The organism is Ruegeria sp. AB6 (assembly GCF_056542685.1).
On the sequence record NZ_JBQGAD010000004.1, the window covers coordinates 253,497 to 271,272 of the forward strand.

The window sequence follows — 17,776 nt, forward strand, 5'->3', positions numbered from 1 at the left end:
TGGCATTCACCGATCAAGCCAAGATTTTAACGGGCTACCTCTCTTAGACCGGAGTACCGCCAAATAGGTCACTCTTGTTTGTCTCGATGAAACTCCAACGCCATTTCGTCCATAATACCGAACGCCACCGGATAGAAGTTTTCGAACAGATCAATTACCGCAGATTCCTCTGCCGGATGATGTGTGCCGTCGGCATCCGTCAGCCGCCCCATCCGATACACAATCTCGGTCCCTTCTTCCACCGGGGCCAGTTCATAGGTCTCCAGGTTTGTAAGGCCCTCGATGGACGAATTGTGGAGAATATCGGTCACGTATTCGAATGGATTCCAATCGACGATCAGCATCTGAAAGTGAGCCGCCTCATGAATGCAGTGCAGGCGGACACCAGCTGACGTTCGCGTGACATCCCCTTCCCGATAGGCGTCTCTCAACATCATCCATCGCATCTTGAGTGCGGGGTCCGTAAGCATTTCCCAGGCAACCACCGGCGGGGCCTTCAGTATGTGCCGGGTTGTGAATACAGCCTCCTCATCGGTCACGCGCACAGGTCCGGCGATCTCTCGGTATTTTTGCCAAGCTGCCGCAAGGTCATAGACCCGCATGGGCACGTCACCAAAATGCTCGAACTGAGCGCTATATTGCATGAGATCCGATGTGATACCCATCGCCTGAAAAGCGTCTTCCGAGAACAGCGCATAGCTGCGTATCCCGGTCTGTTCCTTGACATCGGTCTTCGCCATGCGATGGACAAGTATGACATCGGCACCCGAGATATCCTTCATCGGACCGATCGACAGTTCTTCAAACTTTCCGTGATGCGCAAGGATCTTCAGATCGAGGTCGGCGACGTTCCGGCATGCATTGCAAGGACAAGTCGTGTTCTGCACGATGTTCCGGCGGCGTTCGGCGAACGCTCGATACAGGCTTTCGCATATGTTGAGGAACGTTTCGCCAGATGGGAACGGCCCGCTGGAATAGGCAAGAACAGCGTCCCCTTCAAGGCCCCGCAGTTTCATCGGGTCTTTCAGCTCAAAAACAATCGCCTCAAGTAAAGACCGTATGATCGGGTTGGCGTGCTCCAACTCTGACCGCGTCAGATATCCGGTATACCCGGTAATATCGGCGATTAGTAAGTAACCGGTTTGAACTGGCATTCCCGTCTTCCCATTTACGCCCTGCCCGATGACTGTAGCTTCCGCCATAGTACCGGACAAGCAGATCAGCCCTGTCCCCTAGGCAGGAGCCCCGCGGAACAAAGTCCGCATAGTTGGTCAGATACGACCACTGAAGCCAAAGGTGGTCCGAGGCGCTGCCAGTCGTGGAATGGGCACTGCTATCCGAGGCTTTAGTTGTTGGTCCGCTGTTCCCAGTTTCGCTTGAGCAGGAATTGGTTCTTGAAGTTTCTGAGGCCCAGCATCACTTCTGAATCCACGATGTCCTCGACCCCATGTATATGGTCTTCAAGGAAGGTCGCCAAATCGTCCGGCTCGTCGCAGACCAATTCCACCATCAGATCGAACCGCCCCGTGACCCACAGGATATAGACAACACTGGAAACGGCGCCCAGACGCGTTGCCACCGCTTGCGGTGTCGTGCCCGGCGCCACCTTCAGACAGATCATTGCATCAGCCTTGTATTCCGTGGCGGTCGGGTCCGCGATGGCCACGATCCGCAGCAAGCCCGCCTCTTTCATCGCGTTGACGCGATTGCGCACCGTTCCCTCGGACACGTCCAGCTTCTGGGCAATCTCGGAAAACGCCATCCGCCCGTCCAGCTCAAGCATACGGACGATCTCACTATTTAAACGCTCATCCACCGAATGCGTGCTGCGCTGCCGCAACGGTCTGTCCGCTTCTGGTTTGCGCGATAAGTTCACAGCGCGTCCTTCTTGTGTCTGTCGGCCCAGCGGCCCGTTTTGTGAACCCCGATCATAAGGTCCAACCCGCCGGGACGGCAAACCGATTTCCGGTCCGATGCATCCTGCCCGCGCCTATTGCTGCAAAAGCGCGCGTATATTGTCATCCAAAGCCGCCGTAAAACCGGCATCGTTGCCAGGATTGGCCGCGCAATGGCCCCAGGGCGAGTCATATGGGCAGAAACGGGCGTTTGGCATGTGCCGGGCCTCGATCTCGTTGTCTTCGGGCGGGAAATACAGGTCCTGCGCGCAGGGCATCAGGATGGCGCGGGCCTTGATGGCGCCCAACGCGGCCTTGAAATCGCTGCTATACAATGGCCCTGCCGCGATATCACCCGCTTGCCACGTGGCCAGCTTGGCCAGCAGATTGTTGGCATCCCAACCGTCGACATGATCAATCTCCCAATCCAGCAGCAGATCTTCGATCGTGTCGAACCCCAGCTGTTCATACAGTCTCTCGCGGTAGAAGGTCTGCGAGAACGCCCAGCCCGCATAGACACGGCCAAAAGCTTTCAGTCCGGCGATCGGCGGGCTGTCATAGTCGCCCCCGTTCCATGCCTGATCAGCACAGAGCGCGGCCTTCACCCCTTCGAGAAAGACGAAGTTATGCGGCGAGGTCCGGGCCGAGGCGCAAAACGGCAAGATCGCCTGCACCATGTCGGGGTATTGTGCCGCCCATTGATAGGACTGGCATCCGGCCATTGACCAACCGGCCACCAGCGCAATCCGATCGATGCCGAGATGGTCATGGATCAGCCGGTGCTGCGCCGCGATATTGTCCCACATCTGAACCAGCGGAAAACGCGGCCCGTCCTGTGGTGCGAGCGTGTTCGTCGGGGACGAGGATCGCCCGTTGCCAAACAGGTTCGGGCTGACGATGAAATGCCGCGCCGGGTCAATCGCGCGACCCGGGCCGAAAAACCCCTCGTTTCGGGAATTGGTGCCGGTGTAGAAGGTGGGCAGAACGATCACATTGTCACGTTCGGGCGCAAGCGTGCCATAAGTCTGATAGGCCAGCTTCGCATCCCGCAACACCGCGCCGGACAACAGTGGAAAATCGCCTAGCTCAAGGATCTGATAGTCTTGCGTCATGCCCGCCTCTGGCTGTTGGACCCGAGCGACCCCAGGGCCGTCCGAGGTGGAAATCAATAGAGCCGCAGGTATTCCTGCACTTCCCAATCCGTTACGGATTGGTGGTATCGCTCCCACTCGTCGTTTTTGTATTCCAGATACGAGTTGCGCATCACCGGTCCCATCACATGCGCGGCCATGTCGTCACCACGCAACGCCTGAATGGCGTTCCACAAAGTACGCGGCAGGCGTCGAATGCCAAGTTCAGCCAGTTCGCTTTCTGTTTTGGAATACAGGTCGAAATCCGTGGGCTTGCCCGGATCGATCTTTTTCTTGATGCCCTTCACCGCGCAGCTCAAATGCATCGCCATCGCCAGATAGACATTCATGGTCATATCGCAGGCACGGTTTTCGATGCAGTGGCGGCTTTGCGGCAGACGGAACTGGGCTGAGCGGTTGTTGAACCCAAAGGTGATATTGGTCGGCGCCCAGGTCACGGTGCCACCCTCGAACCCACCCACGCGCGGGACCAGACCGTTATACGAATTCACGGTCGGACAGGTGATGGCAGTGATCGCCTCGGCGTGCTGCATCAGGCCGCCCACGGCCCAACGGCTTTCATCCGACCAGTCGCCTTCGGGGGTTTCAAAGATATTTTCACCGGGGCGGCTTTCATGCTGCATCGACATGTTGATATGCGCGCCCGAACGCCAATCGCCCACTGTCGGCTTGGGCATAAAGGTCACGAAGCAGCCATGCTTCTTGGCAACTTCTTTCAAAACAATGCGCAGAAAAGCCAGCCGATCGGACATTTCCAGCATGTTGGTATAGTGGAAATCCAGCTCAAACTGGGAATAAGCACCCTCGGCCACCACGTCGTGCAGGTTCCAGCCCAGCCCTTCGATAATGTCGATCATGTCCTTGAGGAAGGGCATCGAATCCACCGAATATTCCACGTCATAGCCAAAGGCCTGACGGCGCGGGCGCAGACCCTGTGCCGGGTCGTCATCGAAGGCTTTCACCGGCTGACCGTTTTCATCGTATTTCATCACGATGAACTCGGGTTCGACCCCGGCATAGCCGACATATCCCTCCTGCGCGGCCTCGTGCATGGCGCGTTTCAGGGCCTGACGGGGGCAGACGTTGTAGGGTGCGTCCTCCCAGTAGAGGTCCGAGAATATGATGGCCATCGATGTGTCCCACGGGCAGACATAGACCGCGTCCAAATCGGGAACCACCACTTGATCGCTGTCGGCGGGACTCAGCTCGGGGACGTAAGAGATCGAGTGCACGGCGAATTGCGGCCCCTTGCCCAGACACAGCGCCTCAAAATCGCTTATGGGGACAGGTTTGGTCTTTGGGATGCCGTGCAGGTCGATCCATGCCCCCATCACATATTTGACACCTGCATCCTCAAGGCGCTTTTTCACCTCGGGGATCTTGGGCCGGTTGCGTTCGACCGCGTCGTGAAAGCTGTCGTAGTAGATTTTGGCAGTGGGATTATCTTTTGGCATCTGGGCCTCCTCCTGTCAGCGGGCCGGGGCCCCGGTAATTAGCCGGGCACAAAGTCGTCGGGGTCGATGCCGGGCACTTGCGTGATACCGGCCAGTTGCTTCCAGTTATGGGGATAGGCGGCATAGAAGATCACACAGCGTGCGTCCGCCTCATACGAGATGTGATTGTCCTTGGGGATATACAGCACGTCGCCGCGGTTGCAGATATAGGTTTCGCCGTCGCACACCAGCCGGAAGGTGCCTTCCAGCACATAGATGATCTCATCACAGGTCAGATCCCACGGCACCTTGATGTTCTTGAGAACATTGATCCCACCGCACATGGTCTTGCTGAATTCGCTTGTGACCATGGGCTTGATATAGGTGTCGCTGTCGCTTTCACCGATCGCGTTATAGCGATCCTCGACCAAATCCCATTTCATAAGTCTTGGTGCATTGCCCATGGGTCACGCCCCTTCCTTGGCCAGATGTTTCAGAATGCTTTCGTTCAGCTCGACCTTGTAGCCGTCCGGGTCCTCGCAGAACGCAATGACGCGGGTGCCGTTCTTCATCGGACCGGCCGGGCGAGTGATATTCACGCCTGCGGCCGCCAGTTCTTCGCAGGCCTTATAGACATCCGGTGTCTCGATGCAGATGTGGCCCCAGCCATTGCCCTTTTCATAGGGGTCTTCCTGATCCCAGTTCGCCGTCAGCTCCAACGTCGGGAACTCAGCCTCGGGGCCGTAGCCGATGAAGGTGTTGGTGAATTTGCCCTCGGGGTAATCGGTGCGTCGCAGGACCTGCATGCCCAGAATGCCGCAGTAAAATTCAAGCGACTTCTCCATGTCCATCACTCGCATCATGGTATGCGCCAAACGGAATCCGCTGCTGATATTCTCGCTCACTTTGGTCTCCTCAATTCAGTGTTTTTCGAGTGTGGTCACATCCTGCGCCACCAGTTCCTGAAAGGCGCGCACGCTGTCTTCCCAGGCGGGCGACAACACGCCCCCGGCTACAGAAACGGTCGAGGACCGACCCAGTTGCAGCCGCTCGGTCATCTCGTGATCTTCCTTGTGAACGTCCCACCACAGCTTTTTGAGGCCTTCGATCGCGTCAAGCGTCAAGGTCTGACCCTCGGTGGTATAAAGCGCCCTTTTCTGGACCATCGTTCCAGGACCGGTCGGAATGTTCAGGTAAACTCCCATCTGATCCGGGAAATACCGCCCCAGAATGAAGTTGGGATACAGCGTCAGATAGCGCGAGCTGACGCCCAGACTGCCGGATGTCCCGATCTCTTCATCCAGATCGACCGCGCTGCCAAGGCAGTTGCCGTCAACGATGGTATAGTGGTCGGCAAGCGGCTGATCCGTGGTCGAGGCATGGACGAACTGCACGTGATAGGGTTCGATGAAGTTCTCCATGATGAACTTCCAGTTGCACGCGATCTCTCCGAAATCGAGCGTTCCGATACAGTCGACCTTGTCCCAGTCGATGCCCTCCAGACGCGCCTGCATCGAGGCGGAATAGGCATCGAAATCCGCCGCGTTGCCGTCGAGATTGACAAAAACCCAATCGTTCCAGACATGGCTGCGCACCGGCACAAGGCTGTTTTGCGACGCGTCGAACCCTTCGGCCTGATGCTCGTTTACACCGCCGAAATGGGGGGCGGCGCGCAGCTTTCCGTCCAGATCATAGGCCCAGGCGTGATAGGGGCAGCGGATAAGTTTGCCAACATTCTTGGGCGCATCCACCAACGTCAGGCAGCGGTGGCGGCAGATATTGTGGAACGCCCTGATTTCACCCGCCATATTGCGGACCAAAAGCAGCGGATGCCCGGCCAGCGTGACCGGCACCGCATCCCCGGCAGCCTGCAATTCATGGGCAAACCCGACACAAACCCAGTTGCGCGTAAAGACCGAGGCGCATTCGGCCTCCCAGAATTTCGCGTCCTTGTAGGCCGCCGCAGGCAAGCCCCGTTTGGGTGTGGTTTCCTCGTAAAAAGACTCAAGCAACGAAGAGATCGTATTCATCGTTCAAGTTCCTGACGCAGAGTTTCAAAACCAAAATCGCAGTTGGGCTGCGGGTGTGTGGCCAATGTGGCTGTCAGAAAGTGAACTGCGAAATAATCACTCTGTCCACATTTTTTTGCGAATTCGGTAATTATTTTTGCTGTTTCGGCAATCTTGTGTCGCATTCAGACCAATGTATTGTCGATTTCGTACCACTGTCACTAAACAGTGACCCGGCTGCCACAGGACAGCCGGGTCACGTTCTACCAATTTCGAAAGTATGTCTGCGGTATCCGCAGAGTCACGGTGCTGGTTGCAGGTGGCGGACATCACCAAAGGCCCCTGTCCCATCGACAGCAGGGCCAGAACAGGGCACCCTGCCCGATCAGATATCCAGCGTGTTGTCTTTTTCCCAGCGCGAGAAATGCGACACGAACGAATTCCATTCCTGAAGTTTCATCTTCAGAAACGCGGATGAGAATTCATCGCCCATCATCGCCTTCAGTTCCGTGTCCTTGTCGTATTCGCGCAGCGCGTCCAGCATGTTCAGCGGCAGTTTCGGCGCATCGGTGACGGTGTGGCCCTCGGCATACATATCAATGTCATGGCGCGGGCCGGGATCGGCCTTGGCGCGCAGCCCAGACAGCCCCGCCGCGATAATCACCGCTTGCAGCAAATAGGGGTTCGCAGCCCCGTCCGCCAAACGCAGCTCGAACCGGCCCGGACCAGGCACGCGCACCATATGGGTGCGGTTGTTGCCCGTCCACGTCACGGTATTGGGTGCCCAGGTCGCGCCCGACATGGTGCGCGGCGCGTTGATGCGTTTGTAGCTGTTCACCGTGGGGTTGGTGATCGCTGCCAATGCGCTGGCATGTTTCATGATCCCGCCAAGGAAATGTTTGCCCTTCTCGCTCAGCCCCACTTCTCCGGTGGGGCCGTCACCCTCACCCGCGAATACGTTGGTCTTGGCATCAGCCCCCGATGCATCCCAGACCGAGATATGGGCGTGACAGCCATTGCCCGTCAGCCCCTCGACCGGTTTGGGCATGAAGGTGGCGCGGAAGCCGTGTTTCTCGGCCACGGATTTGGTCATGAACTTGAAGAAGGAATGCTTGTCGGCGGTGCGCAGAACGTCGTCGAATTCCCAGTTCATCTCGAACTGGCCATTGGCGTCCTCGTGGTCGTTCTGATACGGGCCCCAGCCCAGATCCAACATATAATCGCAAATCTCGCGCACCACGTCATAACGGCGCATCACCGCCTGCTGGTCGTAACAGGGTTTTTCAGCGGTATCGAACGGGTCGCTGATCTGCTCACCATCGGGGGTGAGCAAAAAGAACTCGGCCTCGATCCCGGTTTTAACATGCAGGCCTTCGGCGGCGGCCTCGTCGATCAGGCGGCGCAGCACGTTGCGCGGAGCTTGGGCGACGTCCTCGCCCTCCATCACGCAATTGGCGGCGACCCATGCAACCTCGGGCTTCCACGGCAGTTGAATGACCGAGGACGGATCGGGCACCGCCAGCATGTCGGGATGCGCGGGGGTCATGTCCAGATAGGTGGCAAACCCGGCAAAGCCCGCGCCCTCTTCCTGCATCTCGGCGATGGCTTGTGCGGGGACCAGCTTGGCCCGTTGTCCGCCAAACAGGTCCGTGAATGAGATCATGAAGTATTTGACACCATTATCCTTGGCGAAAGCGGCAAGATCCGTCGTCATACGCGTCTTTCCTTTCCCTGTTGTTGCAAAAAGCGCGCCCCCCGGTCAGGGTCGCGCCCGCTTGTCTCAGAACCCCGGCTTGCCCGGATACCAGTCTGTTCCCGCCAGAGGCACGCGCGCCATGGCGGCGGCTTCCATCGTCAGGGCGCACAGGTCTTCAGGCTCCAGATTGTGCAGATCATTGTGGCCGCAGGCGCGCGCGATGGTCTGCGCCTCAAGCGTCATGACCTTGAGGTAGTTGCGCAGACGCCGCCCGGCCTCAACCGGGTCAAGGCGCGCCGCCAGTTCCGGGTCTTGCGTGGTGATGCCGGCCGGGTCGCGGCCTTCGTGCCAATCGTCATAGGCCCCGGTGGTGGTGCCCAGCTTCTGATACTCGGCCTCCCATTTCGGGTCATTGTCCCCCAGCGCGATCAACGCCGCCGTACCGATAGCCACCGCATCCGCGCCCAAAGCCATCGCCTTGGCCACATCCGCGCCATTTCGAATACCGCCCGAGATCACCAGCTGCACCTCGCGATGCACACCCAGATCCTGCAGCGCCTGCACGGCGGGGCGGATACAGGCCAGCGTCGGGATGCCGACATGTTCGATGAACACATCCTGCGTGGCAGCCGTGCCGCCCTGCATCCCGTCCATCACCACCACATCCGCCCCGGCTTTCACCGCCAGCGCCGTGTCGTAATAGGGTCGCGTCGCGCCGACCTTTACGTAGATTGGAACCTGCCAGCCGGTGATCTCTCGCAACTCTAAGATCTTGATCTCAAGGTCATCCGGGCCAGTCCAATCCGGGTGCCGACAGGCCGAGCGCTGGTCGATCCCTTTGGGCAGGGTCCGCATCTCGGCCACGCGGTCGCTGATCTTTTGGCCCAGCAGCATACCGCCGCCGCCGGGTTTTGCGCCCTGACCGACTACAATCTCGATCGCGTCAGCCTTGCGCAGATCGTCGGGGTTCATGCCATAGCGCGAAGGCAGATACTGATAGACCAGCTTGCTGGAATGCCCGCGTTCCTCGGGTGTCATACCGCCGTCGCCAGTGGTGGTCGACGTACCCGCAGCTGACGCTCCGCGCCCCAGCGCCTCTTTCGCGGGGCCGGACAGCGCGCCGAAGCTCATGCCCGCGATGGTGATCGGGATATCCAGCTGGATCGGGTTTTTGGCAAAGCGCGTGCCCAGCGTGACTGAGGTGTCGCAGCGTTCGCGATAGCCCTCCAGCGGATAGCGGCTGACCGAGGCCCCCAGAAACAACAGGTCGTCGAAATGCGGCACCTTGCGTTTCGCGCCGCCGCCACGAATGTCATAGATGCCCGTTGCCGCCGCCCGCCGGATTTCCGCATTGACCGGGTTGGAAAACGTCGCAGACTGTATCGGCATCGTGCGTGGTGTGTGATCGTCCATAACGGTCTTCCTCAGTATTCTGCCGCGTTGTCGACATCGAAATTGTAAAGCTGCCGAGCCGAGCCATAGCGTTTGAACTCTTCGGGCTTGGCATCTGCTCCTGCGCGCTCCAGCAGGTCGGCCAGAAGGGTCAGATGCTCGGGTCGCATCTCTTTCTCGATGCAATCGGCACCCAGACTTTTGACCGAGCCGCGCACGAATAGCCGCGCCTCATAGAGGGAGTCCCCCAACGCATCGCCCGCATCACCGCAGACCACCAGCGTACCGGCCTGCGCCATAAAGGCGGACATGTGGCCGATATTGCCATGTACCACGATGTCGATCCCTTTCATGGAAATCCCGCAGCGCGAACTGGCATTGCCCTTGATCACCAGCAACCCGCCATGGCCCGTGGCCCCGGCATACTGACTGGCGTCACCTTCGACGATCACGGTGCCCGACATCATATTCTCAGCCACGCCCGGCCCGACCGAGCCTTCAACCCGGATCGTCGCCTGTTTGTTCATCCCAGCGCAGTAATAGCCGGTCGAACCCCTAACGGTCACGTCGATCGGCGCATCCAGACCCACGGCGATCGCATGGCTACCCTTGGGGTTCACCACTTCCCAACTGGTCTGGTTGGTGTCGGCGCTCTGCGCCTGCAGGGTCGCGTTCAGACCACGCAATCCGTTTTCAGCGACATCGTAGCTCTGCATGTCAGTGGCTCCAGAAGTAAACGGTGGCGGGTTCGGGTTCCCAGACGCGGGCGTCTTCGATCCCTGGCAGGTTTACCAGCGCGCGGTACTCGCTGCCGAAAGCCACGTATTGATCGGTTTCGGCCATCACCGCCGGCTTGCAGGCAATCGGGTCGCGTACCACGCCAAACCCGTCCTTGGTGCCGACCACAAAAGTGAAGAACCCATCCAGATCCTCAAGGCTGCTTTCCAGCGCCTCACCCAGTGTTGCCCCATTCTGCATCTTCCAGGTCAGATAGGCGGCGCCGACCTCGGTATCGTTCATCGATTCAATCCGCACCCCTTCGCGCATCAGCTTGCGGCGCAGCGCGTTGTGGTTTGACAACGAGCCGTTATGCACCAGACACTGATCGCCGCCGGTTGAGAATGGATGGGCGCCTTCAGTGGTGACGGCGGATTCGGTGGCCATGCGCGTATGCCCGATCCCGTGGCTGCCATGCATCGACGACAGCGAGAAACGAGCCGCCACGTCCTTTGGCAGACCAACTTCTTTGTAGATTTCAATCGCATCACCATCCGACATGACGCGCATGGCGGGGCGCATCTCACGGATCGCCTGCCGCGCAGTATCGACCTTGTCAGCCTGCATCGACAGCACCGCATGCGTGTCATTGGCACGCAAATTGACTTCAGTTCCTACCGCCGCACTCAGATCTGAAGCGAGAGTTGCGAAATCGGCATCAGGGTTATCCGACTGCACCGTCATCTTTGCCTGGCCTGCCGACTGGGAACCGTAGATTGCGATACCGGCACTGTCGGGGCCGCGATCGGTCATGGTGATCAGCATATCGGTCAGCATTGAACCCAGTCTGGGCTCGAGCGTTTGGTCTTTGAGAAACAACCCCACAATCCCGCACATCGTCTGAGACCTTCTCTTGTTGTGTTGCCGATACCCTAAACCACGTCCCTCAGGGAAATCTACCCTTAAGAAAATTTTTTTCCTTATGCGAAAATACGTCTAGGCAGATTCCTAAGGCGAAAGCGCTTTCATTTTCCTCATGGTAGGATAACTTTGCTGCCAAGAAAGACCGCATGAACGGGCAAACTGCGAATCGAAGCGGAAGGAAACAGGTGGCAAAACTGACCCAAGACCCGCATTCCGTAAGTTCAGGTGATCGAGAAAAGGTTCTTGAAGTCGCCATCGGCCGAGAAGTTCACGCCTTTCGCAAACAGCAGAACATCACTGTTGCAGATCTTGCGCAGATGACCGGGCTGTCGATCGGAATGGTGTCGAAAATCGAAAACGGGAATACATCGCCTTCTTTGACGACGCTTCAGGCGCTGGCGGATGCACTGTCGGTTCCACTGACCAGTTTTTTCCGTCGGTTCGAAGAACGACGGCTGGCCGTTCACACCAAAGCAGGGCAAGGGGTCGAGCAGGAGCGAGAGGGCACCCGCGCCAACCATCAATACAACCTGCTGGGCACCATAGGCGCCAACACGTCAGGCGTGATCGTGGAGCCCTATCTGATCACTCTGACCGCTGAATCCGACACCTTTCCGACCTTTCAGCACAGCGGAATTGAGACGATCTATATGCTGGAAGGCGAGGTTGACTACCGCCACGGTGATCAGGTCTATCCGCTGAAACCCGGCGACACGCTGTTTTTCGAGGCCGATGCGCCACACGGCCCCGAGCGTCTGGTCACGTTGCCCCTTCGCTATCTGTCTATCATCAGCTATCCGCAGACAAACTGAAGGGCGCCAGAAATTCAGCCGTCAAATATGGTTTGCGAAATAAGTCTAGTGACCAAACCGAAATCAGCCGACATCGATTTCTCGCATTCGTAAGACTTGACCGGGCATTGACGAGCATTGGAACGCCTTTCCCGACATTGACTTGGGATTTGTCTGACCCTTTTGAAGAAATCGACCGCTTTCAGGCCGACATGTCCTTAGGATTAGCACATCAGGTCGAAGACGACTTAATCATCAGGAACTTCTGTCAAACGACGCTCGTGCCAATAGCCCACGTACCGATAGCAGGACCGAAAGGCAAAAGACCGATTTGGATCGGTTGGGGCAAAGCAGCCGGGACCCTGATCCGGTTGTACGAAAGCCAACAAGTTCCGACAGAAGTGCACCGAGGTCGCGGCTCAGGTATCACTTGCAACCTTCCCTGCTCTTTCTATGCTTTCATTTGGTGGGTCTGGCCCACGGCCTATGCGCCCCAAGTCAATGATTTTACGCGACCAAATAAGTTGAAGAGCAAGACTAATACACAAAGTGCTTCGTCAAGAGCCAGATATTCAGTGCTTCAGGAGGGAACACCATGAAGAGAATTTTTCAAACCGCCGCATTGAGCGCGGCTGCTTTCATTTCAGCCATTGCCGCAGGCAATGCGGAAGAATGGCGATTCAACAATTTTCTACCCGAAACCCGCCCAGAAACGGCAGAGCTGGAACGCTTTGTCGAAGAGGTCAACGCGGCCCTTGAAGGTGAGAATAAGCTGAAGCTTTATAGCGGCGGATCGCTGGGTCTTCCGAACACGGACACCCTGCGGTTCCTGCCAAAGGGTGCGGTCGAGATGAGCCTGATCTGGGCGAACTATCTGGGACGTGACGCGCCAGCGCTCAGTTCAGTTGTGGTTCAAGGCACCATTGGCTCGATCGAGGAATTCGAAAAGGCGATCCCGACAGTGCGCGAGATTTATCAGGAAGAGTTTACCGATTGGGGCGTGACCTCGGTGGGGTATGTGCCGATCCCGATGTTATCTGTGTCGGTCTTCTGCCGGGATGAGCCGGTGCGCACCATTGACGCGCTGAAATCGAAAAAGCTGCGCGTTTGGGCTCGCGATCAGGTTGAAACCTTCACACGCCTTGGGGTCGCCGCGCAGATCATTCCACAGGAAGAGATGTATGTAGCGCTGAAAACCGGCGTGGTCGATTGTGCACTTTATCCTGCGCTTTATGCACACACAGTGTCTTTGCAGGAGGTCGCCAAATATGCTTCGTTCCTGTATCCGATGGCGTCCGGCCCCTATGTGATCGGGGTCGCAACCGACAAATGGGACGCTACGGATGACGCCACCAAGGCGGCAATTGCGACCGCCGCAGACGCCTTGTGGGAGCGTACCAATCAATACGAGGACGATTTCGAACGCGAGCTGGCCGCACGTGAGCAGCTGGTCGCAGATGGTGTCACCTGGGGAGAAGATTTCTCGCAGGAAGACCGCGATCTGTTTGTGTCGAACGTCACCGAAATCTGGGCTGAACTCGCGGAAGAAGCTGGCGGCAACGCCCCTGCCTATCGTGAGCGTGTCCTAACCGCCCTGGGCCGCTGACGTCAAAATGGCGCTTAGTCCGGGAAACATCATCGCGCGGGGGCTGGACCGTCTGGCCCTTGCGTGCGCCGCTGCTGCGGCCCTCGGAATGATCGCCATTGTCGGCATCATTGTCACCAGCGTATTGATGCGCAAATTTGCCAATACGCCGCTGCACATCACCGAAGAAGTGGTCGGCCTATTGCTCAGCGTTTCGTTGTTTCTAGGTCTGCCGATGGTGACGTTGCGGGCCAAACATGTGCGTGTGGCACTGTTGGCGGATTTTCTGAAAGGTCGGCTGCATGTCGCAATACAGATCGCCGCCCTTCTGGTCGGTATCGTTTTTTTCCTGTGGTTGATCGTCGAAACTATTCCTTGGTTCGAATTCGCCTTCAAGCGCAACCTTAAAACAGAAACCACGCGCATTCTGCTTTACCCTTGGATGGCGCTTATGCCGCTGTCGCTTGGGCTGACTCTGTCTATCTTTGTGGCACGCCTTGTCGGCATTCTGGACAGGGTGGACGACGCCGAGGTCGACATCAAATGACTCCAACGAAAGAGACCAATAAATGTCGTTCTGGCTGACGTTGACAGGCGCGCTGGTTGCCACCGCTGGCACGGGCGTGGCCCTTGGAGCGGCGCTTGGTCTGACCGGGTTGATCATTCTGCACTTTTTCTCGAACGGGGCCACGTCGCTGGCTGTGGACGCAATCTGGAGCGTCTTCAATTCGTTCACCCTCAGCGCGGTTCCTATGTTCATCCTTCTGGGCGAGGTGCTACTGCGCAGTGGAATTAGCGAGCGGGCCTACTCCGCCTTTTCCCCGCTGTTTCGTCGCATCCCGGGGGGCTTGCTGCACACCAATATTGCAGTTTGCACCCTGTTCGGCGCGGTCAGCGGATCCAGTCTGTCTACGGCTGCGGCGGTGGGTTCGGTCGCATACCCTGAGATGTCGAAACGCGGCTATGACAAGGATACGATTGTGGGCAGCTTGGCGGGCGGCGGTACTTTGGGCCTGCTGATCCCGCCCAGCTTGTCTTTTCTGATCTATGGCGCGCTCACTGAAACCTCGATCGGGCGCCTGTTCGCCGCCGGTATTATCCCTGGTTTTCTGGTTGGTCTGATGTTCATGGCGTATCTGTTGGTCAGATGTACCCGAAATCCGGCCCTGGCCCCGCGCGACGAAGCCCCATTGCCGCTGCGGCAGACACTGGCGGGGTTCAAACAAATCTGGCCGTTGCTTGCGCTGATCATTGCGGTCATCGGCAGCATTGTCGGAGGGCTGGCGACACCGACCGAAGCGGCAGGCGTGGGCGTTGTACTGGCCGTGATCATTTCCTCCATATGGGGCGACCTGACTTGGAAGAAGCTTGTCGAAGCGGTCTATCAGTCGGTTCTGTTGTTTGCGTCGGTTGGGTTTTTGGTGCTAGGCGCGACGATACTGGCGAAATCGACCAGTATTCTGGGCGTGCCGCAACAGATCCTAGAAGTCGTGGCCGAAAGCGGGATGGGCACATACAGCGTGCTGTTGATCGTGGTGCTGATCTATTTGGTGCTGGGGTGCTTTTTCGACGGGTTGTCGTTGATGATCATGACCTTGCCGGTCGTATTCCCATTGCTGACCGGGCTGGGCTTTGACCCAATCTGGATCGGGGTCATCATCACCATCGTCATCGAGATTGGTCAGGTCACACCCCCAGTAGGGCTTAACCTGTCGGTCCTGACCGCGCTGACCAACAACGAGGTTGGCTTGGGCCGTGTGGCAATTGCGACAGTTCCATACTGGCTCATCCACCTGTTGACCATCTTCATCCTGACGGTGTTCCCGGCACTAACCCTTTTTCTTCCCAACCTTTTGTTCTGAATGAGCGTAGTTGAGCTCTTGCAACGGACTGTTCCGGCCGAACAGGTTGTGTTGCAGAGTTTTTCTGCTAGCCAATGAGACTCGGCGTGTCTTCAAGTTAGGCGGCCAGTTTAGCGAATTGTCGAAAGGAGCAGAGCCCAGGCGTGAATCGGCCCTCGCGGATCATCTTCGCGACTTCGATTTCAGCAACGGTTGCCGCAGTAAAACCGAAAGCTTTGAATCCCAGCATTGGTCAAGTTCGCCTTTTGATGAACCGGTCGTCCAGTCCACGATGTTGTTCTATTTTTCTGCCTCACTACCTCGATTGGAGTCGGACATACAAAGCCCTTCAGCATTTTGTTGATGGCTTTGATACCTGCTGTGTCTACGCCGCTTTTGTCGATGACGATCTTTCGCGGCAACGCGCGGCTTCTGCGATCACGCCGGAATACCGTGTAACACACCGGTTCAGTGTTGTGTGGTCTACCGCAACGCCGTGCACGGGTATGATTTCTTCTATATGTCGATAGGAAACACCGTAGCTGACAAAACCAGGGTCAATGGTCAAAAGTGTGAAACGCAAGCTGGTGCAAGCGCCAGTTTCGTTTTCCTCAAGATCAAAGTGCGGTTCGGCCAGCTTCGCCTATTGGTTTACGGCCCAGACCTGTCGTTGAGCAAGCTGCACTGCGGCTTCACCAAAGCGGTCACTCAATAGCCAACCGCAATACAGCAGGGGCAGTCCACCACCCAGACATTCACTGCTTACACCCAGTTCTTACGCCGCAAGAAGTTAGTCACGTCAGAATGTTTGATAACTTACTGGTTTTTCCACCCTTCAATCAGCCCCACCGCCGCCTGGGCGTAGTTCTGCGGAAACTGATCCGAGGTTCGGGCTTTCGTAATCGTATGAAGGCCCAGCAAAAGACCGATCAGCACCCGTGCAGCCTCATCCGGATCGACCTCGGAACGGATGGCCCCGTCAACCTTTGCCCGGCTCAGTATCGCCGCAAACCGCCCTTCCAGTGCAGTCAGGTACCGCTCGATTCGCGCGTTGACCTCGGGATCAGAGCGGTCGAATGAACTAATCGAATTAAAGGCAAGACACCCGGCATCCTCAATCTTTGGCATTCGCTCGGTTGATGCGATGCCCCGGAACCAACCAGCCAGATCGTCCAGCGCATAGGTTTCGGGATCAGGAAAGTGCCGGGCTTCGGCATTGTCCAAATAAGCATCCAGAGTCTTTAGAAAAAACTTTTCTTTTCCCCCATAAGTGGTTTGGAGCGTGAACCGTGTCAGCCCCGTCTGCTGCTCCAACTCCCGCGTACTGGCACCGTGGTATCCCCTTCGCCAAAACAGGTCCAAGGCTCCCGCCACAGCACTGTCGTGATCCGTCTTGCGTTTTCGCGCCACAGATTTCTCCTTGCTTTTTCTATCCATGTGGATAGTAATCGTTTTCTATCCACATGGATAGCATTAGAGATGCGCGGCAGCAAATGCTACGTGATCGCACCTGAAATGGAGACCTGACATGACCGCCATCGACCCGACACCCGGCGCATTAAAACCCGTCACCCTGCGCATGATCTTCATCCTGAACGCGCTGAAAATCCTGCTGGCCTTTGGTTTCTTCGCCGCTTTCAAATTCTACGGCCTGCAGGTCGGAGAGCTAGCTGGCCCGCAAGCCGCCAACCTGATGCTCTATACGATGCTGGGTTACATCGTCACCTTTGCCTGCATCGTCGCGTCCATTCTCAAGCGCAGCATGACCGGTATCCGTGCCGCAATTGCTGTTGATTTTCTGGTCTCGATCCCGGCGACAGCGGTTGTCGGCTGTGTCATCGCGATCATTAGCATGGGCCTGACATTCATCACCACTGTCCGCGCGTATTTTGCCTATCGTGTTTGAGATGAGCTCTTTGGCGAGTCACCCAGACATGATCGACGGGCAATGTATCTGCGGCGCAGTGCGCTATCGGGTGCAAGACAACATGACCGCCTTCAAATTGTGCTATTGCAACTTTTGCAAAAAGGCCTCGGGCTCGGCCCATGTTGCGAATGCTTTCACCACGCCTGACCGGATCGAATGGCTGGAAGGTCAAGAGCAACTGACATCTTTCAATGTGCCTAATTCCCAAGTGCGCCGGGTGTTTTGCCGAAGCTGCGGGACATCGCTTCCATTCAAGACACAGAACGGCAAGTTTCTGGTTGTCCCCGTCGGCAGCCTGTCACGCCCGCCGTCCCAGCCCGTTAGCGCGATTGTCGGCTGGGCGTCCCGACCCGCATGGTATAGTGAGGCGCTGGGGTTAGAAGGCGTGGTCCTCCCGTTGAACTGAGCTGGACGT

The 17,776-nt window shown here is 57.4% G+C and carries 18 protein-coding genes and 1 pseudogene; 6 read left to right on the plus strand and 13 right to left on the minus strand.

From position 1 onward, the window contains the following. Nucleotides 1–68 precede the first annotated feature (68 nt). The 11 genes from ACR0DB_RS11155 to ACR0DB_RS11205 form a co-directional block, all read right to left on the minus strand. A complete protein-coding gene (locus tag ACR0DB_RS11155; protein ID WP_480550861.1) occupies nt 69–1,154 on the minus strand; it encodes a DUF2652 domain-containing protein in 1,086 nt (361 codons plus the stop codon). A 191-nt stretch (nt 1,155–1,345) separates the two neighbouring features. Beyond that, on the minus strand, nt 1,346–1,876 hold the full coding sequence (locus tag ACR0DB_RS11160; protein WP_480550863.1) for an Lrp/AsnC family transcriptional regulator: 531 nt from the start codon (nt 1,874–1,876) through the stop codon (nt 1,346–1,348). 114 nt (nt 1,877–1,990) lie between these two features. Further along, nucleotides 1,991–3,007 (minus strand): alpha/beta fold hydrolase, encoded by a 1,017-nt coding sequence (locus ACR0DB_RS11165; RefSeq protein WP_480550865.1) that lies wholly within the window; start codon nt 3,005–3,007, stop codon nt 1,991–1,993. A 53-nt stretch (nt 3,008–3,060) separates the two neighbouring features. Further along, nucleotides 3,061–4,500 (minus strand): glutamine synthetase family protein, encoded by a 1,440-nt coding sequence (locus ACR0DB_RS11170; RefSeq protein WP_480550867.1) that lies wholly within the window; start codon nt 4,498–4,500, stop codon nt 3,061–3,063. A 38-nt stretch (nt 4,501–4,538) separates the two neighbouring features. Beyond that, nucleotides 4,539–4,943, minus strand: a complete 405-nt coding sequence (locus ACR0DB_RS11175; RefSeq protein ID WP_170717712.1) for a cupin domain-containing protein — start codon at nt 4,941–4,943, stop codon at nt 4,539–4,541. A 3-nt stretch (nt 4,944–4,946) separates the two neighbouring features. After that, nucleotides 4,947–5,384: a lactoylglutathione lyase gene (gene gloA, locus ACR0DB_RS11180; RefSeq protein WP_170771832.1), complete on the minus strand. Its 438-nt coding sequence runs from the start codon at nt 5,382–5,384 to the stop codon at nt 4,947–4,949. Between the two features lie 15 nt (nt 5,385–5,399). Continuing rightward, nucleotides 5,400–6,509, minus strand: coding sequence for an aromatic ring-hydroxylating oxygenase subunit alpha (locus ACR0DB_RS11185; RefSeq protein WP_480550869.1), 1,110 nt, complete (start codon nt 6,507–6,509; stop codon nt 5,400–5,402). A 364-nt stretch (nt 6,510–6,873) separates the two neighbouring features. Continuing rightward, on the minus strand, nt 6,874–8,202 hold the full coding sequence (gene glnT / locus ACR0DB_RS11190) for a type III glutamate--ammonia ligase (protein ID WP_480550871.1): 1,329 nt from the start codon (nt 8,200–8,202) through the stop codon (nt 6,874–6,876). Nucleotides 8,203–8,268: 66 nt separating this feature from the next. Then, the gene (locus tag ACR0DB_RS11195; protein ID WP_209196277.1) at nt 8,269–9,597 is read right to left on the minus strand and encodes an FMN-binding glutamate synthase family protein; all 1,329 of its coding nucleotides are present in this window, start codon (nt 9,595–9,597) and stop codon (nt 8,269–8,271) included. 11 nt (nt 9,598–9,608) lie between these two features. Further along, nucleotides 9,609–10,292 carry a GltB/FmdC/FwdC-like GXGXG domain-containing protein gene (locus tag ACR0DB_RS11200; protein WP_170783252.1) on the minus strand — a complete coding sequence of 228 codons (684 nt, stop codon included), beginning with the start codon at nt 10,290–10,292 and terminating at the stop codon, nt 9,609–9,611. A 1-nt stretch (nt 10,293) separates the two neighbouring features. Then, nucleotides 10,294–11,190, minus strand: a complete 897-nt coding sequence (locus tag ACR0DB_RS11205; RefSeq protein ID WP_170771822.1) for a class II glutamine amidotransferase — start codon at nt 11,188–11,190, stop codon at nt 10,294–10,296. A gap of 173 nt (nt 11,191–11,363) precedes the next feature. Here ACR0DB_RS11205 and ACR0DB_RS11210 point away from each other — a divergent pair, with 173 nt between their 5' ends. The 4 genes from ACR0DB_RS11210 to ACR0DB_RS11225 all read left to right on the plus strand — a co-directional run bounded on the left by ACR0DB_RS11210 (nt 11,364) and on the right by ACR0DB_RS11225 (nt 15,455). Then, nucleotides 11,364–12,029 carry a helix-turn-helix domain-containing protein gene (locus tag ACR0DB_RS11210; RefSeq protein WP_170771820.1) on the plus strand — a complete coding sequence of 222 codons (666 nt, stop codon included), beginning with the start codon at nt 11,364–11,366 and terminating at the stop codon, nt 12,027–12,029. A 574-nt stretch (nt 12,030–12,603) separates the two neighbouring features. Further along, the gene (gene dctP / locus ACR0DB_RS11215) at nt 12,604–13,614 is read left to right on the plus strand and encodes a TRAP transporter substrate-binding protein DctP (protein ID WP_480550873.1); all 1,011 of its coding nucleotides are present in this window, start codon (nt 12,604–12,606) and stop codon (nt 13,612–13,614) included. Nucleotides 13,615–13,621: 7 nt separating this feature from the next. Next, nucleotides 13,622–14,140, plus strand: coding sequence for a TRAP transporter small permease (locus ACR0DB_RS11220; RefSeq protein WP_480550875.1), 519 nt, complete (start codon nt 13,622–13,624; stop codon nt 14,138–14,140). Nucleotides 14,141–14,162: 22 nt separating this feature from the next. Beyond that, nucleotides 14,163–15,455 carry a TRAP transporter large permease gene (locus ACR0DB_RS11225; protein ID WP_170771816.1) on the plus strand — a complete coding sequence of 431 codons (1,293 nt, stop codon included), beginning with the start codon at nt 14,163–14,165 and terminating at the stop codon, nt 15,453–15,455. Between the two features lie 97 nt (nt 15,456–15,552). Here ACR0DB_RS11225 and ACR0DB_RS11230 read toward each other — a convergent pair. Next, a pseudogene (locus ACR0DB_RS11230) lies at nt 15,553–16,017 on the minus strand (DDE-type integrase/transposase/recombinase). 233 nt (nt 16,018–16,250) lie between these two features. Next, complete coding sequence (locus ACR0DB_RS11235; RefSeq protein ID WP_480550877.1) at nt 16,251–16,844, minus strand: TetR/AcrR family transcriptional regulator; 594 nt, start codon at nt 16,842–16,844, stop codon at nt 16,251–16,253. Between the two features lie 118 nt (nt 16,845–16,962). On the opposite strand from ACR0DB_RS11235, the gene ACR0DB_RS11240 reads away from it, so the two are divergent. After that, nucleotides 16,963–17,340 carry a hypothetical protein gene (locus tag ACR0DB_RS11240; RefSeq protein WP_170771812.1) on the plus strand — a complete coding sequence of 126 codons (378 nt, stop codon included), beginning with the start codon at nt 16,963–16,965 and terminating at the stop codon, nt 17,338–17,340. A gap of 10 nt (nt 17,341–17,350) precedes the next feature. Continuing rightward, nucleotides 17,351–17,767 (plus strand): GFA family protein, encoded by a 417-nt coding sequence (locus ACR0DB_RS11245; protein ID WP_480550879.1) that lies wholly within the window; start codon nt 17,351–17,353, stop codon nt 17,765–17,767. Nucleotides 17,768–17,776 lie beyond the last annotated feature (9 nt).